We start from the raw sequence: 15,249 nt of genomic DNA on the forward strand, positions 1-15,249 counted from the left end.
CGCCTCCGGTCACCCCGCGGGGCGCGTCCAGACGTACGGCGTCGTCGTCGACACCTTCACGAACCCCGACCGTTCCAGGATCGGACGCGAGAACTCGGTCGAATCCGACTGCAGATACCGGATGCCACGGGCGAGCGCAGACCTGGCCCGCTCCGCGGTGAGCGCACGATAGATCCCACGCCCCCTCCACTCCGCCAGGGTCGAACCGCCCCAGAGCCCAGCGAATTCCGTCCCCGCGACCGGCTCGAGGCGCCCGGCGCTGACGATCGCATCGTCGACGACGGCGATCCACAGCTCGGTGGAGGGATCCTCGTGCAGGCGCACGACGAGATCCTCCGCCCTCGAGCGCCAGTCCGCGTCGTCGAACACCAGTCCCTGCATCTCGCCCGCCGCGAGTACCTCGTCGTCGGTGCGGATCCGCCTGATGGTCACCTGCTCCGGGATCTCGATGTGCTGCGCGAGGAGACGCGCCTCCCCGATCATGATCGACTCCGGATCCTCCGCCACGAAACCGCGGGCGACGAGGGCTTCGTGGAGCCCGGGCGCACGATCATGTCCGCGGGTCTTCCATTCGACCGACATCACCTCGGGTAGACCGGCGAAGTGCTCGATCGCGGCGTCGACGAGGCCAGAGACGTCATCCGCATCCACATCGCCGAGCTCCGCGTAGGTGGCGAAACCGCGTCCTCCGGCGAACGTCGCGAGAAGGAGCGGTCCGTACGCGGCCACGCTCGAAGCACCGGACACCTCCGGGGTGGTACGGAGTTGACCGTCATAGGCCTGGAGATACTGCTGTTGCATGACGAGATCCTCTCAGGAAGGCGGCTGACCGGTCGGCGCCTCGCGCAGTGCCGACACCGCGGCGAAGGCGGCTGCTGCGCACATCGCCACGACGACGGCCACGAACCAGCCCCAGCTCGCCGCGCCGAACACGAGACCGAGCATCCATCCGAACAGGCTCGACCCCGCATAGTAGGCGAAGTAGTACAGCGATGAAGCCTGAGCTCTGCTGCCGGGATCGGCAGCGACCGGAGTCCACCCCGAGGCCACGGCATGTGCGCCGAAGAAGCCGGCGGTGAAGAGCACGAGCCCCACGAGCACGATGGCCACCATCGGGACCAGGAGCAACAGGGCGCCGGCGACCATCACGCCGATCGAGGCCAGGAGTACCTGGAAGCGTCCGACTCTGGATGCCAGAGCCCCGGCCCATGGCGAGGACACCGTGCCGGCGAGATAGGCCAGGAAGAGCAGGGTGACCAGCCACACCGGCAGCGCGAACGGCGCTGCCGAAAGATGGAAACCGAGGTAGTTGTACACCGCGACGAAGGCTCCCATCAGCAGGAAACCCTGCGCGTACAGCGCCCATTGCAGCGGTGAGCGCAACGGCGCACGGAGCTTCTCCAGGATGCCGGGCCCGCGGTCGGCGCGCAGCCGCCCGGGGACGAAGCCTCTCGAGCGCGGAGTGAGCCAGAGGAAGAGCACAGCCGCCACCGCGCACATCACGGCGACGGACAGGATGCCGGCGCGCCACCCGCCCACCTCTCCGACGATCCCTGAGCCGATGCGTCCGAGCAGCCCACCGACCGTGGTGCCCGCGATGTAGCTCCCCGCTGCGGCAGCAGCATGGCGCGCCTCGACCTCTTCACTGAGGTACGCGAGGGCCACAGCCGGCACGGCCCCCAGGGCAACACCCTCCGCGAAGCGGAGGATGAGCAGCGTCATGATCTCCCCGCTCAGCGGGGCGGTCAGGCCGAACACCGTGGCGGTCAGCACTCCCGTGGCCATCGCGGGCACCCGCCCGATCCGGTCCGCCACGATCGACCACGGGATGACGGCCAGCGCCAGCCCGAGCGTCGCAGCCGACACGCTCAGCGCCGCGGTCGCCGGGGTGACCGAGAGATCGGACGAGATCTGCGGCAGCACGGCCTGCGCCGAATAGAGCTGCGCGAACGTCGCGATTCCCGCGAAGAACAGTCCGACGATGAGGCGCCGGTACTCGCGCGACCCCGGCGCATGACCGGAGAAGGTCACTTTGCGCTGATCCGCTCCCAGAGGGCATCCGTCTGCTCGATCGTGCGCTCCAGGGTGCCGGACGTGTCGATCACGACGTCGGCGATCGCGAGACGACGGTCATCGGAGACCTGCGCATCGATCCGTTCCTGCGCCGCGCGCTCCACCATGCCGCGTAACTCGACGAGCCGCTGCCTGCGCAGTTCGGCCGGCGCGTGCGCGACCACGATGAGATCCCACGGGTCATCCACCCGCGCCTCGACCAGAAGAGGCACGTCGTAGACGACCACGGCTTCCGCATCGTCTCGGAGAGCGTCATCGAATCGTCGCTGCGATTCGTCGCGCACAGCCGGGTGGACGATCGCGTTCAGGCTCGCGAGGAGGTCGGCGTCACCGAACACCTGCGCCCCCAGCGCCGCCCTGTCGAGGGAGCCGTCCGGTGCGACGACATCGGCGCCGAACGCTTCGGCGATCCGCTCGAGGACCGGTGATCCGGGAGACTGCACGTCGCGCACGATCTGATCGGCATCGACGATGATGGCACCGTGCTCGGCCAGACGCCGGGCGATGGTCGACTTCCCGGAGGCGATGCCGCCGGTGAGTGCGATGAGGGGCATGCCGCCAGTCTAGGCTTCGCCCCGGGCACGGCTCATCTCGCGAGCAACTGGCGTCGTGAGCTGATCACACCCGTGTCGAAGCCCGCCAGATGCAGTCCTCCGTGGAATCGCGCGTGCTCGATCTTGATGCAACGATCCATGACCACCGAGAGTCCCGCGCCCTCCGCGATCGCCGCCGCATCCTCGTTCCAGGACCCGAGCTGCAGCCACAGGGTCTGCGCTCCCGCCTCGATCGCTTCCTGCGCGACGCCGGGAAGGTCGTCGTGACGACGGAAGACATCCACGACGTCGGGCACCACGGGCAGATCGCTCAGCGTCGCATAGACCGGCTGCCCGAGGATCTCGCTCTCGCGTGGGTTCACCAGGTAGACGTCATACGCCGTGCTGGAGAGCAGATACGTCGCCACGAAGTACGACGCGCGTGCGGGGTTGTTCGACGCACCGACGATCGCGATCGACTTCGCTCGTCGCAAGAGGCCGAAACGCTCCTGCTGCGTCGGTCCGATCCAGGTCCGTCCTGGCACGCTCGGCACGGCACCCGGCAGGGCGCACGCGTCGCCGGAGATGGTGGCGATCATCGGTTCGCTCCTGTCGCGGTCGTGAGGGCCTGGTCGAGGTCCCAGATGATGTCGTCGGCATCTTCGAGTCCTACGGAGATACGGATCAGGTCAGGCCGTACTCCGGCGGCTACGAGCTGCTCCTCGGCGAGCTGGCGATGGGTCGTCGAGGCGGGGTGGATCACGAGCGTGCGCGCGTCGCCGATGTTCGCGAGGTGCGAGGCGAGCTGCAGGTTCTCGATCACGCTCTCCCCCGCTGCGCGACCGTCTTCCGCTGCGACGCCGAATGCGAACACCGACCCCGGTCCGAGTGGCAGATACTTGGCGGCGCGCTCGTGGTGCGGGTGCCCCTCGAGTCCTGCCCAGGTGACGTAAGCGACGCGCGGGTCGGAGTCGAGCCAGTCGGCGACGACGCGGGCGTTCGCGAGGTGCGCGTCGATGCGCTGCGGCAGCGTCTCGACCCCCTGGAGCAGGTTGAATGCCGACTGCGGGCTGAGCGCTGGACCGATGTCACGCAGCTGCTCGGAGCGGAGCTTGGTGAGGAATCCGTACTCGCCGAAGTTGTCCCACCACTTGATGCCGCCGTACGAGTCGACGGGCTCGGTCATCTGCGGGAACTTGCCGTTGCCCCAGTCGAAGGTGCCCTTCTCGATCACGACTCCGCCGAGCGTCGTTCCGTGTCCGCCGAGGAACTTCGTCACCGAGTGGATCACGATGTCGGCGCCGTGCTCGAGCGGACGTGCGAGATACGGGGTCGCCAGCGTCGCATCGACCACGAGCGGCACACCGGCCTCATGAGCGACCGCGGCGAGGCCCTCGATGTCCGCGATCTCCCCCGAAGGGTTTCCGATCATCTCGACGTAGACGACCTTCGTCTCGGGTCGGATCGCAGCGGCGAAGTCTGCGGGGTCGGTCGAGGCGACGAACGTGGTCTCCACACCGAAGCGACGCAGCGTCACGTCGAGCTGCGTCACTGTGCCGCCGTAAAGCTGCGCGGCGGCGACGACGTGATCTCCTGCGCCGACGAGAGCCGCGAACGTGATGAACTCCGCGCTCATGCCCGAGGCTGTCGCCACCGCACCGATGCCACCTTCGAGCGAGGCCAGGCGCTCCTCGAGAGCCGCGACCGTGGGGTTGCCGATGCGCGAGTAGATGTTGCCGTACTTCTGCAGCGCGAAGAGGTTTCCGGCGTCCGCAGCGTCGTCGAAGACGAAGGACGTGGTCTGGTAGATCGGCACCGCCCTGGCTCCGGTCGATGCGTCGGGGGTGCCACCGGCATGCAGGGCCCTGGTGCGGAACCCGAAGCGATGTTCTTCCGTCATGATGTCCTCGATTCAGCGGCGGCGAGCACGTCGGCGATATCGCCGACGGCCCAGGGGTTCTGCAGCGACGTCGTGTCTCCGAGCTGCTGGGGTTCGCGGCCGGCTCTGCGATCCTGCTCGGCCTCCCACAACTGTGCCAGGAGTCGGCGCATGATCTTGCCGGATCGCGTCTTCGGCAGGTCGGGCACGATCACGATGTGCTTCGGCTTGGCGACGGGCCCGATCGCCTGCGCGACCTGAGCGCGAAGGGCGGACGGTGTCACTTCCGCGCGACCGGAAGGCGTGACGAACGCGACGACGGCCTGACCGGTGACCGGATCGGAGACTCCGGCCGAGCCGGCCTCGCCCACGGTGTCGTGCGCGACGAGAGCAGACTCGATCTCGATCGTGGAGAGACGGTGTCCGGAGACGTTCACGACGTCGTCCAGTCGACCGAGGATCCAGATGTACCCGTCGGCGTCCCTGGTCGCGCCGTCACCGGCGACGTAGAAGCCCCCGAACTCACCGTGGCCGGCGTATGCGGACCAGTACGCGTCACGGTACCGGTTCGGGTTTCCCCAGATGGTGCGTGCCATCCCCGGCCACGGTCGACGGATGACCAATGTGCCCGAGCGTCCTGGCTCGACTTCATGCCCGAGTTCGTCGACCACCGCGACATCGAGCCCCGGCAGCGGCACCGATGCCGAGCCGGGCTTGAGGCTCGTGACGCCGGGAAGCGGGGCGATCATCGCGGCGCCCGTCTCCGATTGCCACCAGGTGTCGATGACCGGCAGTTCGTCACGACCGAAGTTGCGGCGGAACCACACCCAGGCCTCGGGGTTGATCGCCTCGCCGACGGTTCCGAGCAGTCGCAGGCTCGACAGATCATGGCCGGTCGGGAGGTCGGCTCCGAACCAGGTCATGAACGTCCGGATCAGAGTGGGCGCGGTGTAGTACACGGTCACCCCGTAGCGCTCGATGATCTCGAGGTGGCGCTCGTGGTGCGGGGTGTCGGGAGTCCCCTCGTAGATGACCTGTGTGAGGCCGTTCGAGAGCGGCCCGTAGATCTCGTAGGTGTGCGCGGTGACCCAGGCGAGGTCGGCGGTGCACCAGTGCACGTCGTCGGGCTTCGCGTCGAAGTGGGCCCAGTGCGCCCAGCTCGCCTGCGCGAGGTAGCCGCCCGAGGTGTGCACGAGTCCCTTCGGCTTCCCCGTGGTGCCGGAGGTGTAGATGATGAAGAGCGGATGCTCGGCATCGAACGCCTCTGCTTCGTGGGTCGACGATGCGGTGTCGACGACGTCGTGCCACCAGACATCGCGGCCGTCGGTCCACGGCACCTCCTGGCCGGTGCGGCGAAGGACGAGCACGTGTTCGAGATCGGGCAGATCGGCGGCGGCGAGGTCGGCCGTCGACTTCACCTCGGTGACGGTGCCGCGACGGTACTGGCCGTCGCTGGTCACCAGGAGCTTCGCACCGGTGTCCTCCAGGCGGAAACGCACAGCCTCGGCCGAGAATCCGCCGAACACGAGTGAGTGCACGGCCCCCACTCGTGCGCAGGCCAGAGTGATGACGATCGTCTCCACGAGCACCGGGAGGTAGATCACCACGCGGTCGCCCGCTCGGATCCCCAGCGCGACGAGGGCGTTTGCGGCACGGGAGACCCGCTGTTGCAGCTCTGCGTAGGTGACAGAAGCGCGGTCTCCCGGCTCCCCTTCGAAATGCAGAGCGACTCGGTCGCCGCCGCCGGCCTCGACGTGTCGGTCGACACAGTTGACGGCCACGTTGAGCCGGCCTCCCACGAACCAGCGAGCTGCGGGGATCGCACCGTTCGTCGGCGGCTCCCACTCGTGCGCCGTGTGCCAGGGATCGACCCAGTCGAGACGGCGCGCGGCGTCTTCCCAGAAGGCGACAGGGTCTGCCGCGGCACGCGCGTACGCCTCGGCTGTCACGTTCGCGTTCGAGAACTCGTTCGAGGGTTCGTAGACACGCGTCTCGTGCAGCCGAGCCTCCGTCACCGTCACGTCCATCGGCGCAGCAGGTACTTCTCCAGCAGCACGAGAACACCGTTGGTGATCGTGCCGAGCAGGGCGAGGAGCACGATGGAGAGCAGGATGCGATCGACTCGGCCGGTGCTCTGCGAATCGGTCAGCAGGAATCCGAGCCCCATCGAAGAGGCGATCAGCTCGGCGGCGACCAGGAACAACCACGCCTGTGCGAGGGCGAGTCGGAGTCCCGCCACCACGGAGGGGACGACCGCCGGCAGCTGCACGGTGCGGAACAGCGACCAACCCCGCAGGCTGAACGAGCGACCGGCCTCGACCAGCTGTGGGTCGACATGGCGGAGCGCCGAGGCGACCGTCGTGTACACCGGGAAGAACGCACCGATCGCGATGAGCGTGACCTTCGATTCCTCGCCGATCTGCATCCACAGGATGAGCAGCGGCACCCAGGCGAGCGACGGCACGGCACGGACGGCCGCGAGGGTCGGGCTGAGAAGCACATCACCCCAGCGCGAGAGCCCCACCACTCCTGCCGCCGCGAGGCCGATCACCGAGCCGATGGCGAAGCCGAGCAGAACCCGCTGGACCGAGATCGCGATGTGAGTCCAGAGTTGACCGTTCTCTGCGAGCTCGACGCCGGCCTGGTAGACCGATGCCGGCGTGGGAAGACGGTAGGGCTCGACGAGACCCGAGGTCGTCACGAACTGCCAGGCGAGCAAGATCACCGCCGGCAGCAGCAGACCACCCAGGATTCGCACGATGGGTCGATCCCAGACCCGACGGGTTCCGCGCTCCGGGCGCCGAGACTGTCCGCGGGCTGCGTCGAGCGCGTCCCGCGAGTCCGCGGGGACGATCACTCGCTGATCGATATCAGTCACTCGCCGTCGACTGCCTTCTCGGCGAACTTCGCGTTCACGATCGATGAGAGCGCCTTGTCGACGGACTCCTTGCCGCCCTGCACGTCGCCGGACTCGACGAGCACCGGAGCGATCCTCTCGAGCACTGCGATCTGGTCGTCACCGGGGACGCCACTCACGTCGAGGTTCGATCGCTCCTGAATCACCGTGGTGGCGACGCCGATGTCGATTCCGGCGACGTCGGCGAGAAGCGCGGCGGTCTCGTCGGGGTTCTCGAGCGCCCACTCACGCGCCTGCTCGTAGGCGTCGACGACAGCCTGAGCGAGGTCGGGGTGGTTCGTGATGAAGTCCTCGGTAGCGTTGAGGAAACCGTAGGTGTTGAAGTCGACGTTGCGATAGATGAGCTTGTCGCCCGACTCCGCCTCAGCCGCCGCCATGATCGGGTCGAGACCGGCCCAGGCGTCCACGGATCCGCCGTCGAGAGCTGCCCGGCCATCGGCGTGCTGGAGGTTCTGCACCTCGACGTCGGAGAGGGAGAGCCCGCCCTCTTCCAGTGACTGGAGCAGGAAGAAGTACGGGTCGGTACCCTTCGTGGCCGCGACCGACGCTCCCTTGAGGTCTTCGATCGAGGTGATGTCGCTGTTCGGCCCGACGACGATGGCCGCCCACTCCGGCTGCGAGAAGATATCGATGACCTGGATGGGCGAACCGTTCGCTCGAGCCAGCAGAGCAGCAGATCCGGCTGTCGAGCCGACATCGACCGAACCGGAGCGCAGCAGCTCATTGGCTTTGTTGGAGCCGGCGGACTGCACCCACTCGACGGTGACGTCGTCGCCGAGGATGTCTTCGAGGATGCCCTGATCGCGGATCACGAGGCTCAGCGGGTTGTACGTCGCGAAGTCGATCGAAAGCGTGTCGGATGACCATTCGGTCGTTCCCGACGTGGGCTTCGCGCCGCTGGCCGTGGCGTTCTCTCCGGCGACGCAGCCGGTGGCGACGAGCATCATCGTCCCGGCGATGGCGATCGCGGGGATGATTCGGCGGGTGGTGATGCTCATCGGTTCTCCTCGGCGGTGCGGTGGTGGGTGTCGACGCCGAGACCTTCGAGGAGGTCGGCGCGAAGGTCGGCAAGGCCGCGATCGGCGCGGTCTCGCGGGCGGATTCCCGGCACGGTGATCGTGCGGGCGATCGAGGGCTCATCGTCATCCGAGAGCGTGCGCAGCAACAGCACACGATCTGCGAGGTACAGGGCCTCCTCGACGTCGTGGGTGACGAGCAGGATCGTCGTGGGCTCGGCCGCGTGGATCTTCAGGAGCAGATCATGCATCCGCAACCGGGTCAGCGCATCGAGCGCACCGAAAGGTTCGTCGAGCAACAACACCCCGGGATTGCGAGCGAGAGCTCTGGCCAGCGAAGCACGCTGCGCCATACCGCCCGACACTTCGCGTGGACGCTGGTCGGCGGCGTGCTCGAGCCCGACCAGGTGCAGCAGGTCACGGACCCGCTCACGGCCGGCCCGGCGGGCGATACCGCGAGGCACTCCGAGTTCGACGTTCTGGGAGATGGTTCGCCATGGGAGCAGACGAGGCTCCTGGAAAGCGACCGCCGTGCGCTCGTCGACATCGGCCACCGGTGTGTCATCGAGGCGGATGCTGCCGTGCGTCGGGACGTCCAAGCCGCCCACGAGACGGAGCAGCGTCGACTTGCCGCATCCGGAGGGGCCGACCACCGCGACGATCTCACCGGCGGCGATGTCGACGTCCACGCCGCGCAGCACGTTACGGCGACTGTGCGGCAGCGGAAACGAGCGCTCGACACCGTCGAGCCGCACGGCCTGTGCGGTTCCCGCTGCCGTCGAGGCGTCGACCGTGCGCGACGCAGGCAGCAGGGTGGTCATACGCCCATGTTGGCCGAGCAGTCGGACTGTTACGAATGCGGTCGTAATGTTGCGTCACGCAGGTGACTCCGCTGGTCGGACATGTGAAACGGGCCGCCACGCCCGCCCGAAGGCGAGGTGACGACCCGTTTCAGAATGCTGCTTAAGCGTTGCCGCCCGAGAGCTTCTCGCGCAGAGCCGCGAGTGCCTCGTCGTCCGCGAGCGTGCCCGCGCCTGCGACCTCGCTCGTGAAGGACTGGCCGCCGCCGAAGTCGTCTCCGGCCGCTGCCTCGGCCTCGGCCGCCTTGACGACCTGAGCCTTGTGCGCCTCCCAGCGAGCCTGGGCTGCAGCGTACTCCTGCTCCCATGCCTCGCGCTGAGTGTCGAAGCCTTCCTTCCAAGCACCGGTCTCGGCGTCGAAGCCCTCCGGGTACTTGTACTCGCCGTTCTCGTCGTACTCGGCGAGCATGCCGTACAGAGCCGGGTCGAACTCGGTGCCGTTGGGGTCGACAGCCTCGTTGGCCTGCTTCAGCGACAGCGAGATACGACGACGCTCGAGGTCGATGTCGATGACCTTGACGAAGACCTCTTCGCCGACCGACACGACCTGCTCGGCCAGCTCGACGTGCTTGCTGGAGAGCTCGGAGATGTGGACGAGGCCCTCGATGCCGTCTGCGACGCGAACGAACGCACCGAACGGAACGAGCTTGGTGACCTTACCCGGCGTGACCTGACCGATCGCGTGGGTACGGGCGAAGACCTGCCACGGGTCTTCCTGCGTAGCCTTCAGCGACAGCGAGACGCGCTCACGGTCGAGATCGACCTCGAGGATCTCGACGGTGACCTCCTGGCCAACCTCGACGACCTCGGAGGCGTGCTCGATGTGCTTCCAGGACAGTTCGGAGACGTGCACGAGGCCGTCAACGCCACCCAGGTCGACGAACGCACCGAAGTTGACGATCGACGACACGACACCCTTGCGGACCTGACCCTTGTGCAGGTTGTTCAGGAACGTGGTGCGCGACTCCGACTGCGTCTGCTCGAGCAGCGCGCGGCGGCTCAGAACGACGTTGTTGCGGTTCTTGTCGAGCTCGAGGATCTTGGCCTCGATCTCCTGGCCGAGGTACGGCGTGAGGTCGCGGACGCGGCGCAGCTCGATGAGCGAGGCCGGCAGGAAGCCACGGAGGCCGATGTCGACGATGAGTCCACCCTTGACGACCTCGATGACCGTACCGGTGACGACTCCGTCGTTCTCCTTGATCTTCTCGACGTCTCCCCACGCACGCTCGTACTGAGCACGCTTCTTGGAGAGGATCAGACGGCCTTCCTTGTCCTCCTTCTGGAGAACGAGGGCCTCGACCAGATCGCCGACAGCGACGACCTCGTTCGGGTCGACGTCGTGCTTGATCGAGAGCTCGCGCGAGGGGATGACACCCTCGGTCTTGTAGCCGACATCGAGGAGGACCTCATCGCGGTCGATCTTGACGATCGTGCCTTCGATGATGTCGCCGTCGTTGAAGAACTTCAGGGTCTTCTCGACCGCGGCCAGGAAGTCCTCAGCAGATCCGATGTCGTTGATGGCGACCTGCTTGGTGGCCGGGGCGGTCGTTGCGGTAGTCATGTAGTGGGTTGTCCTTGTGAATGGAGACTCAGGCTGGGAGGCAACGACCGCGCACGGCCGACTGCATGCTTCACAGCGGTGGATTTTGGTTTTCTTGTCACGAGGGCACGCGTATGCACGCCACGAGTGACAGTTAAGGCTATCAGAAGTTCGGATGTCCGGGGAGCCGGATTCCGGCGGGACGCAACTGTGGATAACTCGAGCGGGCCTCCTCTGCTCCGGGTTAGCGTGACCAGGTGATCTCGCCGACTCCTTCTCGCCGCAGCCCGATCAAGTTCCGCCATTCGCATCGTCTCGGAGCCGTCGCACTGGTTGCCGTCTCCGCGGTACTCGCTGGCTGCTCCCCCGCGCCATCGCCGACGCCGACTCCGACCGCCGCGTTCGCTTCGGAAAAGGAGGCCTTCGCCGCTGCGGAGGAGACGTACCGGGCGTTCACGGCACGTCTCAACCAGCTAGACATCGCCGATCCGGCCACTTTCGAGCCACTTTTTGCATTGTCCAGCGGGGAGTTTGAAGCAGCTGACCGCAAGTCATACTCCGCCATGCATGCCGAAGGCTTCGTCATCGAAGGTGACACCAAGGTTCTGTCGTTCCAGGGAGTTGAGGCCGCTTCACCGTTCGACAAGGTCTCAGCCAAGGTGTGTCTCGACGTGAGTGCGGTGACCGTAACCGACTCTGCCGGGATCTCCCAGATCGACGCGAACCGCCCAAACGTCTACTCGCTCGACGTCGTTTTCGTGGCCGACCAATCATCGTTGACGATCGACTCGGTCTCGGTGAACAAAGAGGCAAAGTGCGCAACGCCTTAGTGCTAGCAATGTTCGCACTCCACCTCTTCATGCTCGGAACCTCCCATCAAACCTCCGTCGGTGACGACAGCTCGGACCCACCGATTGGAAGCGCGGCGATTTCCACTGGCAACACAGAGGTTGTCATCTCCGGCACACAGACGCAGCCTTCTTCTGACGGTCCGCGAAACGACAACTCCCGCGGAGACACCCCTTCTTCCCCCTCCGCCCCCGCGTTCCCGGTGCACGAGTTCAACTTCGACTCCTGCCTCGACGACTGGAACAGTGCTCGAGGCTGTTTCCGCGGCACGGAAGAGAAGGAGGAGTCACCGCCACCGCCAGGTGTTGAGACCCCCTCAGCCCCGGCGATCACGATTGCTGACCTTGCACAGTTCTCTCCCGCCCCGGTGACCGCCACCGGCGAGCCGGACAACGTCGGTGTGATCGGCATGCCGACGAACTTCGTCGCTGCGGCATCCGCGCAGACCCGATCGGGAACTCTCTTCGGCGCACCACTCACCGTGCGCTTCACACCCGTGGGCTACGAGTTCACCCACGGAGACGGCACGACCGCGACCACGAGCAGCGGCGGACAGACCTGGTCGGCGCTCGGGCAGGCCGCATTCACTCCGACCGCGACGAGCCACACCTATCGACAGCGCGGCACCTACGAGGCTCACGTCACGGTCCGCTACACCGCCGAGGTCGACCTCGGCGGCGGGTGGTTCCCGGTGGCGGGCCAGCTCGCGATCGACGGCCCTTCTCAGGAGATCCGCATCTTCGAGGCGCATACCGCGCTCGTCGCGTTCACCTGTGAACAGCGACCATCCGCACCCGGCTGTTGAGCAGCGCGGAGAAGGGGCCTACTTCACAACCGTCAGGACGACGGGCCCGCCATCGGCACCGACATGGTCCTCCAGCGTCAGCGCGGCGTCTGCCGCGACGTCCGCCGCCGGCACGAACGCGATCTGCGGCACCAGATCCATCGTGCAGATCCCGTCCGTCGTCGATTCCAGCCGGACGATTCCCTCCGTCTCACTGACAGCCTCGAACGTGCCGGAACCCGGCATGCATGTCGACGAGCCCCAGGTCAGGATCGCCAGCTCATCGTCGTCGATCCACGTCGCCGCAGGCGTCTGCGCAGGCATCCGGTCCGCCGGGATGATCTCTCCCGCCGCGAGCCCTGGCAGCGTGAGCTCCGTCGTCTGCCCTCCTGCGTCGGTAACGATCAACTCGACCGCGCGCGATGAGTCGAACGAAGCAGGCAGGCCGAGGTAGATGCCGTGAGCCGTCTGCACCGCCGCACACACTTCATCTTCGCCATCGACGAGCACGATCTCGAGCGACTGCTCCCCCACGATGAGATCCCCGATCTGCGGCGCACACGCATCGCCCCAGACCTTCAACACGAACGACGTCGAATCGAGCCAGGCCGCCAGCGGCGCATACGAGGAATCGGAAGCGTTCTGGTCGGCTGTCGATTCCGGCGCAGGAGAACCTCCGGCAGCAGAAGTGCATCCGGCCAGCACGAGAGCGAGCGCCAACCCACCGGCGACAAGTGAGGAGAATGCACGAAGAGGAGCTGTCATACCTGCGAGTGTCGCGACCACCCGGATCGTCTCAGACGCCGGATGCCGCCATGCCGGCGTCGCATCACCGTGCCAGACTGTCGTTCGTGACCGATCGCCTCATGCTGCTCGACACCGCCAGCCTCTACTTCCGCGCCTTCTACGGCGTTCCAGACAAGGTGACCGCGCCAGACGGCTCGCCCATCAACGCCGCGCGCGGTCTGCTCGACATCATCGCCAAGCTCGTCACGCTCTACCAGCCCACTCATGTGATCGCCTGTTGGGACGACGACTGGCGTCCGCAGTGGCGCGTCGACCTCATCCCCAGCTACAAGTCACACCGCGTCGTCGAGGTCGTCGTCAGCGGACCTGACGTCGAAGAGGTCCCCGACCCTCTCGAGGCGCAGATCCCGCTCATCCGCCAGACGCTCGCCGCCATCGGCATCCCCATCATCGGGATCGCCGAGCACGAAGCCGATGATGTCATCGGCACCCTCGCGACCGACGCCACGATGCCGGTCGACATCGTGACAGGCGACCGCGATCTGTTCCAGCTCGTCGACGACGCCCGCGACGTCCGCGTCATCTACACCGCTCGGGGCATGAGCAATCTCGAGATCGTGACCGACGCGACCGTGGTCGCCAAATACGGGGTGCTCCCCTCGCAGTACGCCGATTTCGCCACGTTGCGCGGTGATGCCTCAGATGGTCTCCCCGGTGTCGCAGGCGTCGGCGAGAAGACGGCGGCGACACTGCTGCAGACGCACAGCGACCTCGAGGGCATTCGTGCCGCTGCAGAAGCGGGCGAGGGCATGAGCGCCGGCGTGCGCGCGAAGATCCTCGCCGCCTCGGCGTACCTCGATGTCGCACCGACCGTGGTCGCGGTCGCGACATCGCTCCCGATCAGCGACCCCGGTGTTCCGCTGCGGGTGCTCGATCCCGCCGAAGCGGATGCGGCAGCTGCTCTCGCCGAGAAGTGGAACCTCGGCGGCTCCATGACTCGCGCGATCACAGCCGTGTCGAACGCGGCACTGGCGGTGCGCTGACCGCGGAGGCCCGTAGCGGTCTACTCCGCCCAGGCCATCAGCCGGGAGAGGCCCCAGGTCGTCACGATCCGCGATGCCGGAATCCCGGCACGCTCCGCCCGTTCCGCGCCGTGATCGAGCAGCGAGAGCTGACCGGGCGCGTGAGCGTCCGAATCGATCGAGAACAGGCATCCCGCGTCCAACGCGATTGAGATCAACTCGTCCGGCGGGTCCTGTCGCTCCGGCCTCGAATTGATCTCGACGGCCACGCCGTTCTCCGCACATGCGGCGAAGACCGCCGCCGCATCGAACTCCGACTGCGGACGCGTCCCGCGGTCGCCCTGCACGAGGCGCCCCGTGCAGTGCCCGAGGACATTGACTCGTGGGTGTGACACGGCCGCGATCATCCGTGCCGTCATCGGGCGCGCGTCCATGCGCAACTTCGAATGCACCGATGCCACGACGATGTCGAGCTCACCCAGCAGCGAGTCCTCCTGGTCGAGAGCTCCGTCTTCGAGGATGTCGACCTCGATCCCGGCGAGCAGGGTGAAGCCGTCGCCGGACTCGGCCCGCACCAACGGCATCTGCTCGCGAAGCCGCTCGGCGGAGAGCCCCCGCGCCACCCGCAGCCTGGGCGAATGATCGGTGATCGCCTGATACTCATGCCCCTGGGCCCGCGCGGCCGCGGCCATCACCGAGATCGGAGTGGTGCCATCCGACCAGTCGGTGTGCGCGTGCAGGTCGCCACGGAGCTTGGCCCGAAGTGCCGAGACCCGCTCAGGTTCGACGTCGCCTCGCAGCTCGATCAGGTACTCCGGCACGTGTCCGGCCTGCGCCTGGCGAATCACCGCGAACGTTGATTCGCCGATCCCCTTCGCCGCCCGCAGCCTCGTGGGATCGCTCCTGACGTCCTCGGGCAGATCCTGCAGCGTCGCGGCCGCCTGGCGGAAGGCCTTCGCGCGATATCGCGATGCCCGCTCGCGCTCCAGCAGAGAGGCGATCTCCAACAGCGCGTCGACGGGGTCCATG

Annotated in this window: 15 protein-coding genes; 3 read left to right on the forward strand and 12 right to left on the reverse strand. The window is 67.0% G+C overall.

Features of this window, described 5'->3' with window-relative positions; all coding sequences use genetic code 11:
• Positions 1-9: 9 nt before the first annotated feature.
• From ACIQTX_RS13590 to rpsA, 10 genes are all read right to left on the reverse strand, one after another.
• Positions 10-801 carry a GNAT family N-acetyltransferase gene (locus tag ACIQTX_RS13590; protein ID WP_402972746.1) on the reverse strand — a complete coding sequence of 264 codons (792 nt, stop codon included), beginning with the start codon at positions 799-801 and terminating at the stop codon, positions 10-12.
• 12 nt (positions 802-813) lie between these two features.
• Positions 814-2,031: an MFS transporter gene (locus tag ACIQTX_RS13595; RefSeq protein WP_402972748.1), complete on the reverse strand. Its 1,218-nt coding sequence runs from the start codon at positions 2,029-2,031 to the stop codon at positions 814-816.
• The gene (gene coaE / locus ACIQTX_RS13600) at positions 2,028-2,627 is read right to left on the reverse strand and encodes a dephospho-CoA kinase (protein WP_402972750.1); all 600 of its coding nucleotides are present in this window, start codon (positions 2,625-2,627) and stop codon (positions 2,028-2,030) included. Before coaE ends, ACIQTX_RS13595 begins: the two co-directional genes overlap by 4 nt.
• A gap of 32 nt (positions 2,628-2,659) precedes the next feature.
• Complete coding sequence (locus ACIQTX_RS13605) at positions 2,660-3,205, reverse strand: CoA-binding protein (protein WP_402972752.1); 546 nt, start codon at positions 3,203-3,205, stop codon at positions 2,660-2,662.
• On the reverse strand, positions 3,202-4,506 hold the full coding sequence (locus ACIQTX_RS13610) for an O-acetylhomoserine aminocarboxypropyltransferase/cysteine synthase family protein (RefSeq protein WP_402972754.1): 1,305 nt from the start codon (positions 4,504-4,506) through the stop codon (positions 3,202-3,204). The genes ACIQTX_RS13605 and ACIQTX_RS13610 overlap by 4 nt, the downstream gene beginning before the upstream one ends.
• Complete coding sequence (gene acs, locus ACIQTX_RS13615; RefSeq protein WP_402972756.1) at positions 4,503-6,512, reverse strand: acetate--CoA ligase; 2,010 nt, start codon at positions 6,510-6,512, stop codon at positions 4,503-4,505. The genes ACIQTX_RS13610 and acs overlap by 4 nt, the downstream gene beginning before the upstream one ends.
• Positions 6,503-7,363: an ABC transporter permease gene (locus ACIQTX_RS13620; RefSeq protein ID WP_402972758.1), complete on the reverse strand. Its 861-nt coding sequence runs from the start codon at positions 7,361-7,363 to the stop codon at positions 6,503-6,505. The genes acs and ACIQTX_RS13620 overlap by 10 nt, the downstream gene beginning before the upstream one ends.
• Positions 7,360-8,400: an aliphatic sulfonate ABC transporter substrate-binding protein gene (locus ACIQTX_RS13625; protein ID WP_402972760.1), complete on the reverse strand. Its 1,041-nt coding sequence runs from the start codon at positions 8,398-8,400 to the stop codon at positions 7,360-7,362. Before ACIQTX_RS13625 ends, ACIQTX_RS13620 begins: the two co-directional genes overlap by 4 nt.
• A complete protein-coding gene (locus ACIQTX_RS13630; protein ID WP_402972762.1) occupies positions 8,397-9,239 on the reverse strand; it encodes an ABC transporter ATP-binding protein in 843 nt (280 codons plus the stop codon). Before ACIQTX_RS13630 ends, ACIQTX_RS13625 begins: the two co-directional genes overlap by 4 nt.
• 142 nt (positions 9,240-9,381) lie before the next feature.
• Positions 9,382-10,839 (reverse strand): 30S ribosomal protein S1, encoded by a 1,458-nt coding sequence (gene rpsA, locus ACIQTX_RS13635; protein WP_028501551.1) that lies wholly within the window; start codon positions 10,837-10,839, stop codon positions 9,382-9,384.
• Positions 10,840-11,075: 236 nt separating this feature from the next.
• Here rpsA and ACIQTX_RS13640 point away from each other — a divergent pair, with 236 nt between their 5' ends.
• Complete coding sequence (locus ACIQTX_RS13640) at positions 11,076-11,648, forward strand: hypothetical protein (protein WP_402972765.1); 573 nt, start codon at positions 11,076-11,078, stop codon at positions 11,646-11,648.
• A gap of 386 nt (positions 11,649-12,034) precedes the next feature.
• Positions 12,035-12,472: a hypothetical protein gene (locus ACIQTX_RS13645; RefSeq protein ID WP_402972767.1), complete on the forward strand. Its 438-nt coding sequence runs from the start codon at positions 12,035-12,037 to the stop codon at positions 12,470-12,472.
• 18 nt (positions 12,473-12,490) lie between these two features.
• Here ACIQTX_RS13645 and ACIQTX_RS13650 read toward each other — a convergent pair whose 3' ends face one another.
• Entirely contained in the window at positions 12,491-13,216 is a 726-nt protein-coding gene (locus ACIQTX_RS13650) for a hypothetical protein (RefSeq protein ID WP_402972769.1), read from the reverse strand.
• Positions 13,217-13,302: 86 nt separating this feature from the next.
• Here ACIQTX_RS13650 and ACIQTX_RS13655 point away from each other — a divergent pair, with 86 nt between their 5' ends.
• On the forward strand, positions 13,303-14,241 hold the full coding sequence (locus ACIQTX_RS13655) for a 5'-3' exonuclease H3TH domain-containing protein (protein WP_402972771.1): 939 nt from the start codon (positions 13,303-13,305) through the stop codon (positions 14,239-14,241).
• Between the two features lie 20 nt (positions 14,242-14,261).
• On the opposite strand, the gene ACIQTX_RS13660 is transcribed toward ACIQTX_RS13655, so the two are convergent.
• A complete protein-coding gene (locus ACIQTX_RS13660) occupies positions 14,262-15,248 on the reverse strand; it encodes a PHP domain-containing protein (protein WP_402972773.1) in 987 nt (328 codons plus the stop codon).
• Position 15,249 lies beyond the last annotated feature (1 nt).

Source organism: Microbacterium sp. NPDC090281 (assembly GCF_044769635.1).
Classification (GTDB): domain Bacteria; phylum Actinomycetota; class Actinomycetes; order Actinomycetales; family Microbacteriaceae; genus Microbacterium.

What these genes read in the sequence shown, in the direction of transcription:
- ACIQTX_RS13590 (WP_402972746.1), bottom strand. Translation starts at nt 801, where the DNA reads ATGCAACAGCAGTATCTCCAGGCCTATGACGGTCAACTCCGTACCACC.
- coaE (WP_402972750.1), bottom strand. Translation starts at nt 2,627, where the DNA reads ATGCCCCTCATCGCACTCACCGGCGGCATCGCCTCCGGGAAGTCGACC.
- ACIQTX_RS13605 (WP_402972752.1), bottom strand. Translation starts at nt 3,205, where the DNA reads ATGATCGCCACCATCTCCGGCGACGCGTGCGCCCTGCCGGGTGCCGTG.
- ACIQTX_RS13610 (WP_402972754.1), bottom strand. Translation starts at nt 4,506, where the DNA reads ATGACGGAAGAACATCGCTTCGGGTTCCGCACCAGGGCCCTGCATGCC.
- acs (WP_402972756.1), bottom strand. Translation starts at nt 6,512, where the DNA reads ATGGACGTGACGGTGACGGAGGCTCGGCTGCACGAGACGCGTGTCTAC.
- ACIQTX_RS13625 (WP_402972760.1), bottom strand. Translation starts at nt 8,400, where the DNA reads ATGAGCATCACCACCCGCCGAATCATCCCCGCGATCGCCATCGCCGGG.
- ACIQTX_RS13630 (WP_402972762.1), bottom strand. Translation starts at nt 9,239, where the DNA reads ATGACCACCCTGCTGCCTGCGTCGCGCACGGTCGACGCCTCGACGGCA.
- rpsA (WP_028501551.1), bottom strand. Translation starts at nt 10,839, where the DNA reads ATGACTACCGCAACGACCGCCCCGGCCACCAAGCAGGTCGCCATCAAC.
- ACIQTX_RS13650 (WP_402972769.1), bottom strand. Translation starts at nt 13,216, where the DNA reads ATGACAGCTCCTCTTCGTGCATTCTCCTCACTTGTCGCCGGTGGGTTG.
- ACIQTX_RS13660 (WP_402972773.1), bottom strand. Translation starts at nt 15,248, where the DNA reads ATGGACCCCGTCGACGCGCTGTTGGAGATCGCCTCTCTGCTGGAGCGC.